This is a genomic window from Chlorogloeopsis fritschii PCC 6912 (assembly GCF_000317285.1).
Classification (GTDB): domain Bacteria; phylum Cyanobacteriota; class Cyanobacteriia; order Cyanobacteriales; family Nostocaceae; genus Chlorogloeopsis; species Chlorogloeopsis fritschii.
Map to the genome: position 1 here is coordinate 80,069 of NZ_AJLN01000049.1, position 18,752 is coordinate 98,820.

Consider the following 18,752-nt stretch of genomic DNA (forward strand, 5'->3'; position numbering starts at 1 on the left):
GGAATGGGGAATGGGGAGTAGGAACAAATCAATTAAAAATTAAAAATTAAAAATTTTTAATTTCTTGCTACTTCCCACTCCCCACTCACCAATCCCTGTTTAGTATCGATGTATCTAGCACAGTATCGAGTCAAGCAACCGCCTACTTCCCGCAAGGTTGCTGTGGGAGTTTCTCCCCCACAGCAATATCGTCTCAAATTACCATTTGCAGGCGAGAGCAAAGGCAGCTATCAAACCCAGCAACCATTACCGGGCTGCCCGCGGATGCCAGCATCTCTGCAATTACGGCAATATCAGCGCCAAGCTATCAATAGTTGGTTTGCTAACAATGGTAGAGGCACGCTGAAAATGGCAACAGGTAGCGGTAAAACAATTACGGCACTCTCGGTTGCTTGTGAGTTATACAAGCAAATTAACTTGCAAGTGTTGCTAATAGTATGCCCTTACCGTCATCTTGTGACTCAATGGGCAAGAGAATGTGAAAAATTTAATTTACAACCCATTTTAGCTTTTGAAAATTTACGCACTTGGCAAAGTCAACTGTCTACTCAACTTTATAATGTGCATTCTGGTTCGCAAGCATTTTTGACAGTAATTACTACCAACTCTACTTTAATTGGGGATGGATTTCAATCTCAACTTAAATATTTTCCCGAAAAAACTTTAATTATTGGCGATGAAGCTCATAACTTAGGTGCATCTAAATTAGAAGAAAGTTTACCAAGATTTGTGGGCTTGCGACTGGGATTGTCTGCTACACCAGAAAGGTATTTTGATGAAGCTGGAACTCAATCATTATTTGATTATTTCGGCTCAGTTCTCCAACCAGAATTAACTTTAAAAGATGCTATTAATCAAGGTGCTTTAGTTCATTATCTTTACTATCCAATTTTAGTAGAGTTAACAGAGATGGAAAGCCGTGCCTATGCAAAATTAACGCAGAAAATTGGTAGGGCATTGCTATATCGAGAGAAGGAAAATATAGAAGTAGGTGACTTAGAAGATAACGAAGATTTAAAGCCTTTATTGATGCAAAGAGCGAGGTTAATTGGTGCGGCAGAAAATAAATTAAATGCTCTACGAGAATTAATGGCAAATCGCCGCGGAACAAGTCACACACTCTTTTATTGTGGTGATGGTGCCCAAGAAATGGGGCACCGTTCTAGCTTGCACCAACTTAAAGCTGTTGCCAAAATTTTAGGGGTGGAACTGGGTTATAGAGTAAGTACCTATACGGCACAAACGTCTTTACAAGAACGGGAAGTATTGCGTCGTCAATTTGAAAGTGGTGAATTACAAGGGTTAGTGGCAATTCGCTGTTTAGATGAAGGGGTAGATATTCCAGCAATTAAAACAGCTGTAATTTTGGCAAGTTCTGCTAATCCCCGCCAATTTATTCAGCGACGCGGACGAGTTTTGCGTCCGCATCCAGGTAAGGAACGCGCTACGATATTTGACATGATAGTTTTACCACCGAATTTAGATAGAAAAACTTTAGAAGTAGAACGTAATTTATTAAGAAAAGAATTGCGACGCTTTGTAGAGTTTGCTGATTTGGCAGATAATGCAGGCGAAGCAAGAATCAAGTTACTTGATTTACAAAAGCGATATGGTTTATTGGATATTTGAAGGCAGAAGTTAAGCAATTTTTGTAGGATGGGCACTGCCTAACTTTCCCCAAACTCTTATTTTTACTTATGGACAGTGCCCATCTTATAGTCTTTAAAGAATAAATTTTACTTTGATTGACATTCAAACTAATGCCAAGAAACAAAGGAAACAGTGGCTCTACGGATGCGATCGCTGCGGTTTCCATGTTTAAAATCAAAAAATATTACATTAATTTAATCAGCAATGAATAAAGAAGCAAACATTGATGATGTTCAAGAGCCAATCACCAGTGCCCCGGCAGAAGTACGGCAAATTATTGAACAGGTATGCAAATTAGAAAAAATTAGATTAGATAAAAAACTTAACAGCCATATTAATGATGATATTTTGAGGATTGTGAAGGATGCCGTAAGATGAAGCTAACTTCAATTAAGCTTTGCAACTTTCGCTCCTTCTATGGAAAAACGCCAGAGATCATCCTGGCTCATGGAGATGATTGCAATACAACAATTATTCACGGCAATAATGGTGCAGGTAAAACTAGCTTGCTCAATGCATTTACTTGGGTGTTATACGAGAAATTTAGTGCCGCTTTTGCTTCTGTTGAACAGTTAGTAAATAAGCGTGCAGTAGCAGAAGCAAAAATTGGACAACCTGTGGAATGTTGGGTAGAGATTGCATGGGAGCATGACGGTATACGCTACCGAGTAAAACGAGAATTTCGGGTTTATAAAAATTCAACTGACTTTGAAGTTGGCGAAACAAAATTATATTTACAATTTGCTGGAGATGATGGTAGATGGAATTTACCAGATCAGAAGCCAGAAGATATAATTAATCAAATTTTACCTGCTAGTTTACATCAATATTTCTTTTTTGATGGCGAACGCATTGAAGAAATTGTTCGTTCTGATAAAAAAGCGGAAATTGCTGAAGCAACAAAAATTTTCTTAGGTGTAGAGGTAATTAACCGTTCTATTAATCATTTAAAAGAAGCAAAAAAAAGTTTAGAGAATGAGTTGAAAGTTATTGGAGATTCTGGGATTAAACAGCTTTTACAACAGCAGACAAAAATTGAACGAGAGATTGAATTCATCGACAAGCAACAACAGGAAATTAGCCAAGAGTTAGAATATCAACAAACGTTAAAAAAAGAAACAAGCCATAGATTGAGAGAACTTGACGCTGCGAAGGAATTAGAAGAAAGACGGCAAGATTTAGAAAAGCAAAAAAATTCTTACCAAGATACTCTTAAACAAATTAGAGAAACATTAAAGAAAGTTATTTCTACACGTGGTTACACTATTCTACTTCCAGAAAAAACTGTAAATTTCCGTAGAATTTTAGATGAGTTGAAGCAAAAGGGCGAGTTGTCTCCTGGTATTTCTAAAGAATTTGTCAATGAATTACTAAAATCTAGAACCTGTATATGTGGAGCAGATTTACACGAGGGAAGCCATTCTCACGAAAATGTTAGAAAATTATTGGATAAAGCAGGTTCTTCTACGGTGGAAGAAACAGCTATTCGCATGAGTGCTCAAGTTGATGAAATTGATAAGCAAGCCGCAGCATTCTGGGAAGAGGTTGACAGAGAACAGGCGAAAATTAATGAGTTAAGAAAAAGTATCTCACAAATAGAGATAGAGATAGATAATATTGAAGATAGATTGCGAAAAGATACTAATGAAGAAATCAGTAGTTTGCAAAAGCGTTTGGATGAGATTGAGGAGAAAATCACAGAGTTAACTTTAGATAGAGGCAGAAACGAGCAGCAAAGCTTGCATTTAAAAACAGATTTGGAAGATTTAAGCAAGCAGATTGCCAAGCAGAAATTAAATGAAGAAAGGCAAGCACTAGCCCAACGCCGAATTGCTGCTACCCAAGATGCTATTGATAGGCTAGCAGAAGTTAAAGTTCGTCAAGAAACGCAATTTCGCTTGCAACTAGAAAAGCGAGTGCAAGAGATATTTGGTGAAATTTCATTTACGCCTTATCTTCCGAAAATTAGTGAAAAGTATGAACTGACTTTGGTGGAAAATACAACAGGGATAGAATCATCTGTTGCTGCTTCCACAGGCGAAAATCAAATCCTCAGTTTATCTTTTATTGCTAGCATTATCGATCGCGTGCGGGAATGGAGCGATCGCAAAAATATTCTCATGATTCCCGATAGCAGCACCTTCCCCATTGTGATGGATTCGCCTTTTGGTAGCTTAGATGAACAATATCGGCGGCAAATCGCCAAAATAATTCCTAGATTGGCGAATCAACTAGTGGTGATGGTGACTAAAACCCAGTGGCGGGGTGAAGTAGAAGTAGAAATAGCAAACAGAATAGGCAAGCAATATGTACTAATTTATTATTCTTCTAAACCAGACTGCGAACAAGATTATATTGAACTCGCAGGAGAAAAATATCCCTTGGTAAGACAAAGCCCGAACGAGTTTGAGTATACAGAAATTATTGAAGTTAATCGAGAGGATTAATGGTATAGAGTTGAAATTGAATTCAGCCAAATAATTGTTTTTAAGTAAATAAAAGGTAACAACCTGGAGGCGGCAGCCCAACACCCTCATTACCAGGTTCAACCTGGTAACGAGAATTAGAGCCTCTGGCTCTTGTTGAGAATGGTGCAAAATGTCAGATAAGCTATTTACATAAGGGAACCGAAAGCTTATGACTACAACAGGTTTGCACTTGTGGACGATAGATGATTACCACAGAATGATTGAGGCGGAAATTCTTACCACTGAAGACAAAGTGGAATTACTCGAAGGGCAAATTTTGGAAATGAGTCCCCAACAACCCCCCCACGCTGCTACTACGCAACGTACATGGAAATATCTTAGCCGACTGCTAGCAAATAGAGCTGATATTCGGGTTCAATTACCTGTGACACTGCCTCCTAACTCAGAACCTGAGCCAGATATTGCTGTTGTTCGTTTTGACTCCCGCGAATATCTTGACGGTCATCCTACAACCGATGATATTTTCTTGTTAGTAGAAGTAGCAGATCGGACTTTAAATCGAGATTGCAAGCAAAAAGCACGTACCTATGCAAAAGCTAAAATAGCAGATTATTGGGTTTTAGATGTGAATATGCGGCAAGTCTATGTTTTTCGCGAACCGACAGATAACAGCTATGCTCAAGAAATCACTCTAGATGAGAATGCGACGCTTTCATTGGTTGCTTTTCCAGAAGTTGAGGTGCGGGTAAAGGAATTATTTCCTTAGCATTCGCATTTTTTAATTTCTGTCAGCCTGAAAATTACCTTGCGTTTTCCCGCAGGTTAGGATGTGAAAACAACAGAGTGCGATCGCTTTGGCAAATAGGCTTTATGAGTATAAACACTGAAGCTAAAATTGAAGATTTGTACCACTTACCTGAAAACTGCAAAGCGGAAATTGTGAATGGGAAATTAGTATTAATGTCTCCAACGGGATTTTTGCCAGGGCGTGCAAGCGGCGAAATTTATGTGAGTTTGCGCGAGTATGAACGCCGTACTAAAAGCGGTTATGCTTTGCCTGATAATGTAGGCTTTATTGTTAATCTTCCGAACCGTCGTTCTTTCAGTCCCGATGCTGCATTCTACACCGGGAAACCAACAGGTGGAAAGTTTCTTGATGGTGCGCCTATTTTTGCTGCTGAAGTCAGGAGTGAAAATGACTATGGTGAAGCAGCAGAAAAAGATATGGCAGCAAAGCGTCGTGATTATTTTGCAGCAGGTACGTTGGTAGTGTGGGATGTAGATGTACTTAAAGAAGAAGTAATTCGAGTTTATCGTGCCAGCAATCCCGAACAACCGCAACTATATTCTCGTGGAGAACTAGCGGAAGCTGAACCTGCTATGCCTGGATGGTTAATGCCAGTGGATAATTTGTTTGTTTAGGTGTAGCGATCGCTTTTGGATTTCAGTTAAAATTGCAACATAGTCACTCACAAAATAATGCCAGCAAATAGAATTAGGATTGCTAAAGACAAAGTAGAATTAGTAAAAGCATTAGTAGCATCAAAGGATACAACTGGCCCTTTTCAAACTTATGTAGAAGTCATAGCATTTGCTGCTGCTTTGGGTGCAAAGCATAAAAAAAGAATTCCTCTGGAGGCAATAGCTAAAGATTTATCTCCGCTACGACAGGATTATTTTGCGATTGGCTTTTCTGCATTAATTAATTTGTTGGCTATTACTGAAACCAAAGAAATTCAAATACTGGGTGATAACGATATAGCCGACGAGCAACGCATACATATTTTTGAAGAATATGCTAATGGTGGACTTGAAATTTTGCAAAATGAATTGCGAGGAGCAGTAGACTATTCAGAGCGACTTTTATTGATTCTGAATTCTGAAAGATTTAAGCAAGAAAAAAAAGAAGAATTTGATTTAAGTAAATTTCTTTCTGAAGTTAATTGATAGTTTCTCTCGCTCGCAACGACGCAAAATTTGCTCCAGAAATACCAAAAGTTGCAAGAAATACCCGTGCTCCTGCTTCTCTTTCATGAGGAGTGATTTCTTTTACTAAGAGACCACGTACCTTAAGACCTTTTTGTGCTTGATCAGGATCCCAAAAAACAACTTTGCTGCGATTCTCCTTTTGGGCAGTAGTGTAAAACTTGTTCATAACTTTGTCAAGAATATAGTATTGATTACTATTGCAATTGCTGCCAAAAAGACTAAAACGATGAGACAAGCGCTGATAATTGCTTTTGGTGATAAATTTTTTTATATATGCAATCATGCGATCGCGCGGCAAATTGAGAAGGAATTGCCGCATAGATTTAGTGGAATTATTTACAAATGCATCGTATAACTTGGCGTTGGCTGTATAAATACCCCCTGCCAATAGGGAGGAGCCATCTACACCACGAGTTAAATCTAACTGCACACCAGACTTAGTGACGCCTTGGAAAGAGAAAATTAGTTCGTTAACTCGAATTTCTTCCTTTGTATCAACTGGAAACTGTTGCTTGAGGATAACTGGTTCATCAAAAGCTATACGTATTTGGCTATGCATACCGCGTACCCCTAAAACTGGTTCTTGCCGCATCGCAACTTGGAAAGTCATGTTAGTTACAGATTTGATTGGAATGCTAGCAACATACCATGTATGCGAATGATTGCCAGCTCGCACATGACGTACATTAGCAACAAAAATCTGTTCATCCCCTCTATCCTCAAAACCGTACTGCAATTTTTCGCGATTTGTGAGGGAGAGCACTGGGCGATACTGAGATTGATCGACGCATTGTTTGTGCTCTTGCGGAGCTGTTGTGTAAGAACCAATAATTTTGAGGGCAGGTGACGAAATCGTCTTACTGTCAGGGGTTGAAAAAATATAAGCTGGTACTACAAATGGATCGTCTGATTTTTTACACCGTTCATCCTCATTATGGGCAAAGGTGAGACGTTCCCAATCAAGACTTTCTGGAGTTAACTTTAAAGTCTCAGCCCTACTATTGGAAATCATCAAGACTTCCTGAAACACCACAATCCCCACTAGCGTTAGGACTTTTGTTAATACCTGCCTCATTAAACCTCCCCCAAAGTTAAAAGCCCAAACCTTCAATATCACTACTCATACAGCAGAATGATATCGGATTGAAAGCAACTGGAGTTTTGAAATGTAGAGATTTTAAGCTATTTCAAGGGTGGGCATTGCCCGTCAAAGCCTATTTAGTAAACCTTTTAAATATTGGAGAGCAATGCCCACCTTACAGAAAGCCGCTGTAGGGACAATTTCCATTCGCGATCGCTACTACCGAGTCCCTTTAACATAGAAATATATAAATATCAGTTATAGATAAATAGGTGGACAGATTTAAATGTAAGATATCAATTTCTAGACAGCAGACGAAATAGTCTTTATACCTTCTGCCTTCTGCCTTTTTCCATCTGCCTTCTACTTAACAGCCTAAAAGTGTATATTTTTCGTCTTTTTAAAGATTCATGGCAAATTTTGGCGATCGCTATCGTCACTGGATTCCTTAGTGGTGGTAGTAGTGCTAGTCTAATTGCTCTGATTAGCTATGCCGCAAGCAACAAGTCCACTTCATCATTAACAACTATAGCTTGGAGTTTTGCAGGGCTAGCAATAGTTGTACTGGTTACCAGCATTATTTCTCAAGTAATGCTGATTCGCCTATCTCAAAATGCAGTATTCAAATTAAGGATGCGCTTGAGTCGCCAGATTCTCTCCTCCGAGTTGAGCCATCTGGAAGAACTAGGAAACCCCCGACTACTAGCAACTCTGACAGAAGACGTTCAAGCAGTTGCCAATGGTGTCTACCAGATGCCTTTTTTGTTTATAAATCTGGCGATCGTCTTGGGTTGTATAGTTTACATAACCTGGTTATCTTGGTTAGTATTGCTGATGGTTGTCAGCCTTGCAGTGGTGGCAATTGCTAGTTGCAAATGGTTGTTGAATAGAGGTGAGAAATTACTTGCCCTTGCTCGTGAGGATCAAGATGGGCTGTTTAAGCATTTCCGTAGTATTACTGAAGGTATCAAAGAACTTAAATTACACTATAGGCGTCGTCAAGTCTTTCTAGAACAAAAACTGCAATCAACAGCCGCTAACTACCGTCTTCACAATATTGGCGGCTTAACCCTTTTTGCTACAACTTCTAGCTGGGGGCAACTGATATTCTTTTTTGCACTCGGTTTTGTACTTTTCGTACTACCAAATCTGCTTGCTATTAACTCGCAAACTCTCTCTGGCTACATCTTAACTTTTACTTACTTGATGTTGCCAATGGACAATATTATTAGCAAGCTTCCTCATCTGAGTAGAGCTAATATTGCATTGCAAAAAATTGAGTCTCTAGGTTTATCTCTTGGTAGTCGAGCCGAATTATTAACAGTTCCACCTGAAATTAAAACTTCCTGGAGTAGCTTGCAACTGAAAGGTGTTACTCACACCTACTACGGAAATAGAGAAGATAGTAACTTTATTTTAGGCCCCATCAATTTAACTTTATATCCACAAGAATTAGTATTTATTGTGGGAGGAAATGGTAGTGGTAAATCAACTGTAGCCAAACTTATTACTGGACTATATATTCCTGAAACCGGAGAAATTAGATTAGATGACGAGACAATTGACGAACAAAATCGAGAATGGTATCGACAACATTTCTCTGCTATTTTTTCTGATTTTTATCTATTTGATGAAATTTTAGGTTTAGAAAATTCTGCTTTAGACTATCAAATTCAAGAATACTTGAAGCTACTACAAATAGACCATAAAGTTACAGTTAAAAATGGTCAAATTTCTACCACTGCTCTTTCTCAAGGGCAGCGTAAACGATTAGCTTTACTAATAGCATACTTGGAAGACCGACCGATTTATTTGTTTGATGAGTGGGCAGCCGATCAAGATCCAGTATTTAAAGAATTTTTTTACATCCAACTATTACCAAATTTAAGAGATAAAGGTAAAACAGTTCTAGCAATTAGCCACGACGATCGCTATTTTCATCTCGCAGACCGAATCATCAAACTAGAGTACGGTAAAGTGGAGTTTGATAAGCAGCATCCTTATTCAAGATGAACAACACAGACTTAACAGATGTAGTCGTCATCGGTAGCGGTATTGGTGGTTTGAGTTGTGCAGCCATCCTGGCACGCTATGGTTTTGATGTCACAGTCTGTGAGAGCCACTCGCTCCCTGGTGGTGCTGCCCATGGCTTTGAGCGTAACGGATTCAAATTTGATTCCGGGCCATCTCTATATTCTGGACTATCCTACAAACCTTCTGCCAATCCCCTGCGCCAAGTGTTAGATGCGATCACTGAAGATATAGCTTGGGCGACATACGATACATGGGGATGCTGTTTACCAGAAGGTGATTTTGATACGAAGGTAGGTGCAGATCAATTTTGTGAAGTGCTCGCTCATCTGCGCGGGCAAGATGCTGTTGCCCAATGGCGCAAACTTCAACGCGCGATCGAACCTCTAGCTCGTGCAGCAGTTGCCATTCCACCTGCGGCATTGCGTTTCGATTTGGGTGCAGTCATGACGATGGGTAAATTTGCTTTGCCGATGTTACGTCATGCTGGCAATATTACCAAGCTGACAGGAGCTTTTAGCCAGGTAATAGAAGGTGTTGTTTCTGACTCTTTTATTCGTAACTGGCTGGATTTACTTTGTTTTCTGCTTTCTGGATTGCCAGCCAATGGAACCAGTGCCGCAGAAATGGCATTTATGTTTGCAGACTGGTATCGCCCAGGAGTAGTGCTTGACTATCCGGTTGGTGGTAGTGGTGCGCTGGTAGATGCGCTAGTTAGAGGGTTAGAAAAACACGGTGGGCAGTTAATACTGAACGCTCATGTGGAACAAGTACTTGTAGAAGGAAATCGCGCCACAGGGGTACGTCTGCGTAGTGGCAAGGAAATCCGGGCGCGACGGGCTGTTGTATCGAATGCATCGGTATGGGATACGCTCAAGCTACTACCAGAGCAAGCAGTGCCCAAATGGTTTCTAGAACAGCGAGCTAGTACACCTGAGTGTGATAGTTTCATGCATCTTCACCTTGGTATCGATGCCCAAGGCTTGGATTCCCATCTTGCTTGTCATTACATCGTAGTTAACGACTGGGAAAAAGGTGTGACAGCGCCTCAAAATGTAGTTTTGGTGTCGGTTCCCTCCATTTTAGATCCATCATTAGCACCACAGGGCAAGCACGTCATTCACGTTTATACTCCTGGTAACGAGCCGTATGCGCTGTGGCAGGGAATGGATAGAAAAAGTCAGGAGTATGCCCAAAAGAAGCGATCGCGTGCAGAAGTGATGTGGCAAGCATTAGAGCGAATTATCCCAGATATTCGTCAGCGATGTGAAGTAACACTTGTTGGTACGCCCCTAACACACGAACGCTTTTTGCGCCGCCATCGCGGTTCTTACGGTGCGGCAATTCCAGCTGGAAAAGGTTTCTTTCCTGGTTCTGCTACGCCTTTGCCAGGATTGCTGTGCTGTGGTGATTCGACATTTCCCGGCATCGGTTTACCAGCAGTTGCAGCGAGTGGGATGATTGCCGCAAACACCCTAGCACCCCTAAACAAGCATTTAGAAATGCTCAAGGATGTGGGATGTATGTAAAAGGTACTGGAGTAGTGGTTAAGAGCGGAAAATTTTTAGCTGCGTGTGAACAGAAATACATCTAACCAAAGAGGCAATTATTTTAAGAAAAGTAATTGTCTCGTAGGAAATAAGACTGACACGAGAGAAAACTGATTTAATAAAACTTAGTGAAATTTATACGCGCACTAGGTAGTTACGCCCACTAGGTAGCCAGCTCCCAACTAGCTCCTAGCAGGACTTCCCCCTAATTGAGCAAGCAACTAGGAGGTAGTATTATCGTGTCAGACGATTATGAAAACTATCATCTTAAAGATGATAGAAAAAATTTTCAACCTTTGGATGGTTTGCGGATACTTGTAGTAGACGATGATGAAGATACCCGTACCTTCATCACCTTCGTTCTTGAAGAGGATGGTGCTCTGGTAACAACCGCAGCATCAGCTCTAGAAGCTTTACGGTTAATAAAACAATTTCAACCACATCTTCTGATTACCGATCTTGCCATGCCAGAAGTTGACGGCTACTCATTACTTCGTCAACTTAGAACTCTTAATCCTCCTCTGGGAACGATTCCTGCTATTGCAGTCACAGCTGTGGATTTACAAAGAGAGGGCGATTTTTATCTTCAATATGGGTTTCAAGGTTACCTACTAAAGCCTGTAGATCCTACAGATTTAGTAATAGAAATAGTCAAACTTATTCAGCAGCAGTCATCTTTTACTGATAAGTAGCCTTCATGAACTGTGTTACCCAGGATACATAAAAATACCTCTTCACCTATTCCCCCAACCCCCAACCCTATTTTCAAGAGAGCTAATTACGGGGAAATCCACAATCAAGCATGAAAATCTCTTTCCCTGTACCCTGTCACCTATCCCCTGTCCCATATTTTCAAATCAGTTAACTGATAATCGGGAATGCAATTTTGTTGAATATAGGTGTAATATTCCTTTACTTGCCGATCGCAATCCTGTGAACTCCAGCCGCAATGCTTAGTCAGTACTTCCGTCATGACAGGTAACAAGTCCAAGCCATAATTCCTCAACATTGCCACAGACGTGCGACGGCGAGCAATATCTACTAGTGTTCGCGCTAGTTCTGAGTTTACTGCATAGACAATCTGGGCTTTAATATCTGGTAGATCGGGTGTAATAACTTCAGCTAAATCAGATGAACAATCTGTCAAGGCTAGAACCTCTATCGCTCTTGCTCCGTAAATGGAAAATAAGTGATGAATTGAACTGGGTGAGATAACATCCCTATAGTCATCAAGGGCTTTTTTGAGGCGAGAATCGTTAGGTAATATGGCTCCCGGTAAGGGTTGATTCTGAGTTGAGCAAGCAGGAGCCTTTTCACCTAATTTTTGATAAACTGCATTAACTATTTCTTCCGCTACTTGGCGATAAGTTGTAAGTTTGCCACCAATTAAAGAAATAAGATTCACAATTCCTGCTGGTGTGCGATCGCAAATGATATGCTTACGGGTAATTTTTCCTGGTTGTTTGCCCTCTTCCCAAGGTAAAGGACGAACACCAGAGTAAGTAAACTTCACATCCTGACGAGACAACCCAGCAATAGGAATAACACGATTGGTTTCATTAAGCAGATAGTCAATCTCATCGTTATCAGCTTTGATGCGATCAAGATTGCCTTGAAAGTGCTGATCTGTAGTTCCAATTAAATATCTACCCAACCAAGGAATAATAAAGAAAGGACGCCCATCCGTTTTCGCTTCTACATACAATGCAGTTATGGGTGCGCCAGGAAAGGGATCGACAATAATATGACTACCTTTAGTCGGGCCGATTTTTTTACTGCCACTCCTGCTTGATGTTAACCCATTTGCGGTAATCGATTCTAAAATTTGGTCTACCCAAGGGCCAGATGTATTGACAACTACACCCCGATCGCTCAATTTCACTTTGACTTCTTCACCTGTAAAGCGATCGCAACAACTAAGACTATCAATCCTATTTCCCCCCTGATGCAGCTGCTTGACTTGCACGTAATTCAGTACCGTTGCTCCTGCTGCTTGCGCGGAAAGAATATTTTCCAAGCACAACCTTTCAGCGTAAGCTACCTGACAATCATAGTATTGAGCGCCGCCACACAAACCTTCAGGATCTAAATCGGGAAATAACTGCTGAAACTTTCGCTTTGGTAGCATCCTGTGAGATAACAAAGACTTATCAAAGCTCAAAATATCGTAAAGGAACATCCCAGCTTGAATTTTCCAGTAAGGGCGAGAGCGATCGCGATAAATCGGAATCGTCAGCAGTAGCGGTTTTACCAAATGGGGTGCTATATGCAAGAGAATTTCCCGCTCTTGTAAAGATTCACGCACCAAGGAAAATTCAAAAGTCTCTAGATAGCGCAATCCCCCATGAATTAATCGAGTTGACCAGCTTGTCGAACCGCTGCTAAAATCATTCTTCTCAATCAAGAGTGTTTTTAGTCCCCGCAGCGCTGCATCTCGCACTACACCAGCTCCATTAATTCCGCCACCAATTATTACTAAGTCATAAGCGTTATTACTTATAGCCTGCAAATTATTCATAACAAGCCTTTAAAAACTAATCACCTGCATAGGCAGCGCACCATCGGCTATGAATAAGACAAATAAGTCAATCCTCTTCCCGTCTGCCATCTGCCCTCTGCCTTTTTCTTAAAAGATATCCAATATTCCCCGATCGCCATCTAAAGTTGCTTGCACACCTACTGGTAAAGCTGCATTTGGTGCTTCATGACCAAAGGGTAAATCGGAGACAATAGGAATACTTAAATCACCCAAGCGATCGCGTAATACTTCCTCTACACTAAAGCTAGGTACATTTTGTGGCACTTCACACCTGCTAAAACTACCCAAAGCAATACCACGGACTTTAGACAAAACACCGCTCATCCGCCATTGTGTCAACATCCTGTCAATGCGATAGGGAGCTTCGGTGACATCCTCAAAGGCAAGAATTATACCGTCCATATTTGGTTGGATGGGTGTAGCAAAAAGATGGGTTGCGACAGTTAGATTTGCTGGTAACAGGATGCCAGTAGCAACACCGCCTCCCCAACCATTACCTTTTAAAGGAGCAAGAGCACGCCCTTCTACCCAATCGAATAAGCGTTGCAGCGACCAGTCTGGTTCATCGGCTATTGTAGTCAATAAAGGAGCGTGAACACCAGAAATTCCTGCTTGATAAAGACTCCACAACAAAGCGGTGATGTCAGAAAAGCCAATTAGCCACTTGGGAGTAGGAGAAGACACGAAAAAACTTTCATTCCCCTTGTCCTCTTCCAAAATCCGGGTGCTGCCAAAACCACCTCTAGCACAAAGAATGCCCCGACATTCTGGATCTTGCCATGCAGATACTAAATGGTCGCGGCGATTTTCATCTTTACCTGCCAGATATCCCCATTTGACATCTATCTCTGGAATGATTTCTACCTTGTAACCACGCGATCGCCAAATCTCTACTCCGCGTTGAAATGCCCCCAATTCTCGCAAAGCACCACTAGGAGCAATCACTCTGAGTAAGTCTCCTGGTTGGAGGGGTGGTGGAATAATAATTTGGGATGGCATTAAAAAATAATCTCCTTGAACCATTTTTCAAAGCGATCGCCTAGTGCTTTGAGAGAAAATTCCTCCTCAGCTTGCTGGCGACAAGTGTGACGGTTGATTTCGTGAATACGCTGTGTTGCATTTACCAACCCAGCAACACTATCAGGTTCTACCAAAAATCCAGTTTTGCCATCTTGGACTATTTCTGCTGGGCCGCCGCGACTGTAGGATATGACTGGAACTCCACAAGCAAGCGCTTCTATAGCCACATTCCCAAATGCTTCTACCCAGCGCGGTGTCATTAATAAAGCTTGACACTCGCGGACTACCTGTTGCAACTGTGCAGTTGGTAAAAATCCCAGATATTCAAAACATGATTTGGGGAAATCCCGACAAATCTGCTGCCAGTATGATTCATCCTGAATTTTACCCATAATCTTCAGTGGAATTTTAGTAATTTCTGCTACAGCTACTGCATCTTCCAAAGCTTTTTCTGGGGAAATACGACCTAACCAAGCTAATTGTTGTTTTGGTTCGGCACAAAATTGATACAGAGATAAATCAATACCGCTACTTAAATAGTATATGGGTGACGTGAGTTCGGGAAAAGTCGCCGCTTGCGAGGGAGTATAAAAGCCAAGCGTACCGGGAAATTGCTTTGATGTTTGGATGATAATTTGGTCGAGAGCATCAGACAGAGAACCCATGCTGACAAAATGGGCGATCGGGCATCTGAAAAAAGGTGTCAGGTAAAAAGGCAACCAATCGTAAGCAAAATTTACAATCAAGTCGTAGTTATCCTGAACTTGACGGGCATAGTCCCACATATTCGCCAACACAGAATTTTCTGGCATAGTGATGGGATCTGTGCGTTTCAGACTTTGGGCAATGATTTGTAAATTACCGGGAATTTGTATTAGTGGTAGCGAATCCCATGTAGAGCCTGCTGGGGCAACGATTTGCAGTTGATGACCCCGGCGGATCATTTCTTGGGCTATATTATACACGCTTAATTCCACACCGCCACCAAGTCCACTACCAAGAGGCCCAACGGAAGTGGAGACAAATAGTAACTTTAGAGATTGGACAGAAGCACTCATCAGCCGTGTGAGGAGGTAAAACCACAAAGACACTAAAGCACAAAGTCAACGCAAAAGGAATATCGGAGTTAGATGGATGTGGAGCGAGTGGTATTTGAAAATGGTCTAATAACTAGTTAGCCGTCTTAACCCTTGCTAGCTTAGAAAAGTTTCCTAGCGGAAAGCTATGTTATCCTTTGTGGTACTCTAAAATAAGTTCATCTGTTATTCTCTCAAGATGGCTAGTCTACCGCATCCAATTCAATATCAGGGTAGTAAAAGAAATCTTACACCATATATTCTTAAATTTTTTCCTAACAGAGTGGAAAGGATTGTAGAGCCTTTTGCAGGAACCGCAGCCATCAGTATTGCCGCTTCTGCCAAACACATTTCTCAGAATTTTTGGCTTAATGACTTAAACAAGCCACTTGTTGAGCTATTGAAGCTAATTATAGAAAAACCACATGAGATAGCAGATGCATATGCAGATATATGGAGTCGGCAGCATCACGATTCCATAAACCACTATTATGAAGTTAGAGAAGGGTTCAATAAAACTAACGATCCAAAGCTCTTTCTATATCTATTAGCTCGATGTGTAAAAGGGGCAGTTCGGTATAACTCAGAGGGATTTTTTAATCAAAGCCCTGACAAGAGGCGTAAAGGAACGAAACCTGACAAGATGCGGAAAAATATAGAAGGTGTTTCTGCCCTCTTGAAGAGTAAGTGTATATTCACGTGTTTAGATTACAGAGAAGTTTTATCTGAGGTGAAAAATACTGATTTTGTTTATATTGATCCTCCCTATCAAGGTGTGTGTGGAGATAGGGATTCAAGATATTTTTCTGGAATTTATTTTGATGACTTTGTTCTAGCCCTTGAACAACTAAATCGAAAGGGGATAGCGTTTGCAATTAGTTATGACGGTAAACGAGGCAAAAAAACTTTTGGCAATACTTTACCAGAAAAGTTAGGACTCAAGAGGATTGAAATAGAAGTAGGGCGATCGTCACAAGCAACACTACTGGGTAGAGAGGAAATAACGATAGAATCTTTGTACTTGTCGCCGAATTTACCAAGTGAGCAGATTTTAGAGTTGGCAGGCTATATTAGCAAAACATCAAAACTACTGACTCTCTTGGAACAGCATGGACAGTTCTCAACAGCTACCCGATGAATTTATACAGCTTTGTCAATCTGTAACTGCTAAAAGACCAAAAGCAGTTATTGATCATATCTTGCAATATGGTTTTATTACCACCGAAGACTTGAAGGAAAGATACGGTTATAATCATCCTCCAAGAGCAGCCAGAGATGTTCGAGAGAACGGAATTCCTCTAGAGACTTTCCGCGTCACCGGAAGTGACGGAAGGAGAATTGCCGCTTACAGATTTGGCGATGTCAGCAAAGCAAGGTTTTCTAGGTTATCTGGTAGAACTGGTTTATCAAAACAGATTAAAGATGAGTTAATTAGAAGATATGGTTGTAAGTGCTTTATCTATCTAGAAGAAGTTGATGAGCGCGAGTTGCAAATTGATCATCGTATTCCTTTTGAAGTTGATGGTGAACCAGATTTAGAACCAGAAAACTTTATGTTGCTTTGCGGTTCTGCTAATCGAGCTAAATCTTGGTCATGTGAGCATTGTGAAAATTGGAACAACCTTAAAGATAAATCTATTTGTTTGTCATGTTATTGGGCATATCCAGAAAATTACACCCATATTGCAATGCGACAAGTCAGGAGAATAGATCTTTTATGGGAAGGGGACGATGTTGAAATCTATGAAAGACTAAAACAGCAAGCTGTTAGCCTGGATAAAGAAATTCCTGAATTTGTCAAGGAAATTATTGAACGGGAAATAGAGCGTTGGTGAAGTGTTACTGACAATGATCACTGCCAGTCCGTTTCTTGTAAAGTATTGAGGTCTTCTTGAAACTCAGCTACATCATAGTGAATGCAGATGCCTCGATCAGCCAGCAGTTTTTGAAACTGCATTCGATGCATTCCCACCAACTCACTAGCTTTCCCCAAACTAATTTTGTCTTGGCGAAATAGCATCAGCACAATTTCCAGAAATAATTCTTGTTCTGATAAGCCGCTTACTCTTACAAGGTCGTCTGAGATTACCAAACTCATGGTTAGCTCTCTAACTCTTAAATCTACTGCTTAGATCGTACCAGCCAAAACAAGGGTAGTTTAGGCTATTGTGGCATCATCCAATGTCGTACATATGCGATCGCCTGCAATAACTTCAACACCCCTTCACCTACTAAATCGAACTTCTCAATTTTTCCAAGTGCAAAATCGGAGCATAACTGTGGCTATCTTGTGCAATCAACTTGCCAACTTGCAAAACAACCTCAGCATTGTCCAAAACCAGCAGAAAATCATTAGAACATAAACATTGAAGTAAACATCCGATCTGAATTTTTGATTGCTGTTGATTTGGCAGTAAAGGTACAAGTTCACTCACAAGACTAGCTAGCGGTTCAGTACGAGGGAGCGATCGCTCCCTTGCACTATCAAACTCATTTTCGATTGGTTCTATCAACTTTACAGCCCAAGAAGATTGTTCTACTTCCGTCAAAGCCACAAATGCTACGAATCTGCATTTTCCTTGGCGGAGCAATTGTTTGAGCGTGCCGAATTCTTGAGTACGTCTAGACAAAGCCGAAGTCTCAACTAGCTCGCAAACATCTTGTCGTTTCTGTGCATCCCGAATGTTGAGCAATTCTTGAGCCTGTTGATATCGCTCCAAAGCTTGTCGAAAGTTCTTTTTAGTAATTTTCTCTCCTAAAGCTTGAGAGAGCAAATTCCATAACACTGAGCCTACATCCTTCTTAATATAGTCAAGACAGTAGCCGCGATCGTTGGCAAACTGCTCGTATGTCTGATTTTGGAAAGATGCTTTCAATAAATCAGCTTGTAAGTCACTAAGATGTCTGCCAGTAGATTTATAGACAACTTTATCGGCAATATCGAATAATTCCTGAGTATTCATCTCATACAACTCATGAAATAATTTTTTACACAATTAAAAGTTCTCGACCAAGAAAATCTCAGCCGAAAGTTGATTTTTGAATATGCTCAACTGCAAGTTTTTTATCTCAAAGTAAAAAGATTTTGAAAGTATGATGTCACACTCAACTCTACAGTTAACAAACGCTTTTCACCACACTTTTCAAACCTCCACCAGTTAAAAACCTGATATTAATAGTTTGTGCAAATATACTAAAACGTAGATTCGCGAATAAAATTCGGGCAATCCTTTCAAAATCTTGCCTCAGTATATTCTCTAAATATGAGCATACTGAGTATTGATTGTTTTATTCCCGTCTTCGTCTTCTCTTCAACATATCCTTATTCTTCTTTTAAACAACCATCTTCATCATCTCAATCACTTGAGTATACAGATTGATTTCGCT

17 protein-coding genes are annotated in these 18,752 nt (G+C 40.6%); 11 read left to right on the plus strand and 6 right to left on the minus strand.

The genetic code is table 11. The annotated features are described in order from the left end of the window. The first annotated feature begins 108 nt into the window (after positions 1 to 108). The 6 genes from UYC_RS0106575 (at position 109) to UYC_RS0106600 (ending at position 6,026) form a co-directional block, all read left to right on the plus strand. Complete coding sequence (locus tag UYC_RS0106575; RefSeq protein WP_016873956.1) at positions 109 to 1,629, plus strand: DNA phosphorothioation system restriction enzyme; 1,521 nt, start codon at positions 109 to 111, stop codon at positions 1,627 to 1,629. A 225-nt stretch (positions 1,630 to 1,854) separates the two neighbouring features. Beyond that, a complete protein-coding gene (locus tag UYC_RS38810; protein ID WP_016873955.1) occupies positions 1,855 to 2,028 on the plus strand; it encodes a hypothetical protein in 174 nt (57 codons plus the stop codon). Further along, positions 2,025 to 4,097, plus strand: a complete 2,073-nt coding sequence (locus UYC_RS0106585; RefSeq protein ID WP_016873954.1) for an AAA family ATPase — start codon at positions 2,025 to 2,027, stop codon at positions 4,095 to 4,097. The genes UYC_RS38810 and UYC_RS0106585 overlap by 4 nt, the downstream gene beginning before the upstream one ends. 190 nt (positions 4,098 to 4,287) lie before the next feature. Then, positions 4,288 to 4,845: a Uma2 family endonuclease gene (locus tag UYC_RS0106590; protein ID WP_016873953.1), complete on the plus strand. Its 558-nt coding sequence runs from the start codon at positions 4,288 to 4,290 to the stop codon at positions 4,843 to 4,845. Positions 4,846 to 4,949: 104 nt separating this feature from the next. Continuing rightward, positions 4,950 to 5,501 carry a Uma2 family endonuclease gene (locus UYC_RS0106595; RefSeq protein WP_016873952.1) on the plus strand — a complete coding sequence of 184 codons (552 nt, stop codon included), beginning with the start codon at positions 4,950 to 4,952 and terminating at the stop codon, positions 5,499 to 5,501. Between the two features lie 57 nt (positions 5,502 to 5,558). Next, positions 5,559 to 6,026 carry a DNA phosphorothioation-associated protein 4 gene (locus UYC_RS0106600; protein WP_016873951.1) on the plus strand — a complete coding sequence of 156 codons (468 nt, stop codon included), beginning with the start codon at positions 5,559 to 5,561 and terminating at the stop codon, positions 6,024 to 6,026. Here UYC_RS0106600 and UYC_RS0106605 read toward each other — a convergent pair. Beyond that, positions 6,019 to 7,143 (minus strand): hypothetical protein, encoded by a 1,125-nt coding sequence (locus UYC_RS0106605; RefSeq protein ID WP_016873950.1) that lies wholly within the window; start codon positions 7,141 to 7,143, stop codon positions 6,019 to 6,021. The genes UYC_RS0106600 and UYC_RS0106605 overlap by 8 nt on opposite strands. A 387-nt stretch (positions 7,144 to 7,530) precedes the next feature. Here UYC_RS0106605 and UYC_RS0106610 point away from each other — a divergent pair, with 387 nt between their 5' ends. From UYC_RS0106610 to UYC_RS0106620, 3 genes are all read left to right on the plus strand, one after another. Continuing rightward, positions 7,531 to 9,162 carry a cyclic peptide export ABC transporter gene (locus UYC_RS0106610; protein WP_016873949.1) on the plus strand — a complete coding sequence of 544 codons (1,632 nt, stop codon included), beginning with the start codon at positions 7,531 to 7,533 and terminating at the stop codon, positions 9,160 to 9,162. Further along, entirely contained in the window at positions 9,159 to 10,709 is a 1,551-nt protein-coding gene (locus UYC_RS0106615; RefSeq protein WP_016873948.1) for a phytoene desaturase family protein, read from the plus strand. Before UYC_RS0106610 ends, UYC_RS0106615 begins: the two co-directional genes overlap by 4 nt. Before the next feature lie 260 nt (positions 10,710 to 10,969). Further along, positions 10,970 to 11,422, plus strand: a complete 453-nt coding sequence (locus UYC_RS0106620) for a response regulator (protein ID WP_016879311.1) — start codon at positions 10,970 to 10,972, stop codon at positions 11,420 to 11,422. Positions 11,423 to 11,562: 140 nt separating this feature from the next. Here the strand turns inward: UYC_RS0106620 and glpD are convergent, their stop codons facing one another. The 3 genes from glpD to UYC_RS0106635 all read right to left on the minus strand — a co-directional run bounded on the left by glpD (position 11,563) and on the right by UYC_RS0106635 (position 15,347). After that, positions 11,563 to 13,248, minus strand: coding sequence for a glycerol-3-phosphate dehydrogenase (gene glpD / locus UYC_RS0106625; RefSeq protein WP_016873946.1), 1,686 nt, complete (start codon positions 13,246 to 13,248; stop codon positions 11,563 to 11,565). A 108-nt stretch (positions 13,249 to 13,356) separates the two neighbouring features. Continuing rightward, positions 13,357 to 14,268: a S66 peptidase family protein gene (locus UYC_RS0106630; RefSeq protein ID WP_026087404.1), complete on the minus strand. Its 912-nt coding sequence runs from the start codon at positions 14,266 to 14,268 to the stop codon at positions 13,357 to 13,359. Further along, positions 14,268 to 15,347: a glycosyltransferase family 4 protein gene (locus UYC_RS0106635; RefSeq protein ID WP_016873944.1), complete on the minus strand. Its 1,080-nt coding sequence runs from the start codon at positions 15,345 to 15,347 to the stop codon at positions 14,268 to 14,270. Before UYC_RS0106635 ends, UYC_RS0106630 begins: the two co-directional genes overlap by 1 nt. 217 nt (positions 15,348 to 15,564) lie before the next feature. Between UYC_RS0106635 and UYC_RS0106640 the strand changes: the two genes are divergently transcribed. Together UYC_RS0106640 and UYC_RS0106645 are read left to right on the plus strand one after the other, a co-directional pair. Next, complete coding sequence (locus UYC_RS0106640) at positions 15,565 to 16,503, plus strand: Dam family site-specific DNA-(adenine-N6)-methyltransferase (protein ID WP_016873943.1); 939 nt, start codon at positions 15,565 to 15,567, stop codon at positions 16,501 to 16,503. Next, positions 16,475 to 17,200, plus strand: a complete 726-nt coding sequence (locus tag UYC_RS0106645) for an HNH endonuclease signature motif containing protein (protein ID WP_016873942.1) — start codon at positions 16,475 to 16,477, stop codon at positions 17,198 to 17,200. The genes UYC_RS0106640 and UYC_RS0106645 overlap by 29 nt, the downstream gene beginning before the upstream one ends. 17 nt (positions 17,201 to 17,217) lie before the next feature. Here UYC_RS0106645 and UYC_RS0106650 read toward each other — a convergent pair whose 3' ends face one another. Continuing rightward, positions 17,218 to 17,463, minus strand: coding sequence for a UPF0175 family protein (locus UYC_RS0106650; RefSeq protein ID WP_016873941.1), 246 nt, complete (start codon positions 17,461 to 17,463; stop codon positions 17,218 to 17,220). A gap of 133 nt (positions 17,464 to 17,596) precedes the next feature. Beyond that, the gene (locus tag UYC_RS0106655) at positions 17,597 to 18,328 is read right to left on the minus strand and encodes a helix-turn-helix domain-containing protein (protein ID WP_016873940.1); all 732 of its coding nucleotides are present in this window, start codon (positions 18,326 to 18,328) and stop codon (positions 17,597 to 17,599) included. Positions 18,329 to 18,752: the final 424 nt, after the last annotated feature.

What these genes read in the sequence shown, in the direction of transcription:
- UYC_RS0106575 (WP_016873956.1), top strand. Translation starts at nt 109, where the DNA reads ATGTATCTAGCACAGTATCGAGTCAAGCAACCGCCTACTTCCCGCAAG.
- UYC_RS38810 (WP_016873955.1), top strand. Translation starts at nt 1,855, where the DNA reads ATGAATAAAGAAGCAAACATTGATGATGTTCAAGAGCCAATCACCAGT.
- UYC_RS0106585 (WP_016873954.1), top strand. Translation starts at nt 2,025, where the DNA reads ATGAAGCTAACTTCAATTAAGCTTTGCAACTTTCGCTCCTTCTATGGA.
- UYC_RS0106590 (WP_016873953.1), top strand. Translation starts at nt 4,288, where the DNA reads ATGACTACAACAGGTTTGCACTTGTGGACGATAGATGATTACCACAGA.
- UYC_RS0106595 (WP_016873952.1), top strand. Translation starts at nt 4,950, where the DNA reads ATGAGTATAAACACTGAAGCTAAAATTGAAGATTTGTACCACTTACCT.
- UYC_RS0106600 (WP_016873951.1), top strand. Translation starts at nt 5,559, where the DNA reads ATGCCAGCAAATAGAATTAGGATTGCTAAAGACAAAGTAGAATTAGTA.
- UYC_RS0106605 (WP_016873950.1), bottom strand. Translation starts at nt 7,143, where the DNA reads ATGAGGCAGGTATTAACAAAAGTCCTAACGCTAGTGGGGATTGTGGTG.
- UYC_RS0106615 (WP_016873948.1), top strand. Translation starts at nt 9,159, where the DNA reads ATGAACAACACAGACTTAACAGATGTAGTCGTCATCGGTAGCGGTATT.
- glpD (WP_016873946.1), bottom strand. Translation starts at nt 13,248, where the DNA reads ATGAATAATTTGCAGGCTATAAGTAATAACGCTTATGACTTAGTAATA.
- UYC_RS0106630 (WP_026087404.1), bottom strand. Translation starts at nt 14,268, where the DNA reads ATGCCATCCCAAATTATTATTCCACCACCCCTCCAACCAGGAGACTTA.
- UYC_RS0106635 (WP_016873944.1), bottom strand. Translation starts at nt 15,347, where the DNA reads ATGAGTGCTTCTGTCCAATCTCTAAAGTTACTATTTGTCTCCACTTCC.
- UYC_RS0106640 (WP_016873943.1), top strand. Translation starts at nt 15,565, where the DNA reads ATGGCTAGTCTACCGCATCCAATTCAATATCAGGGTAGTAAAAGAAAT.
- UYC_RS0106645 (WP_016873942.1), top strand. Translation starts at nt 16,475, where the DNA reads ATGGACAGTTCTCAACAGCTACCCGATGAATTTATACAGCTTTGTCAA.
- UYC_RS0106650 (WP_016873941.1), bottom strand. Translation starts at nt 17,463, where the DNA reads ATGAGTTTGGTAATCTCAGACGACCTTGTAAGAGTAAGCGGCTTATCA.
- UYC_RS0106655 (WP_016873940.1), bottom strand. Translation starts at nt 18,328, where the DNA reads ATGAATACTCAGGAATTATTCGATATTGCCGATAAAGTTGTCTATAAA.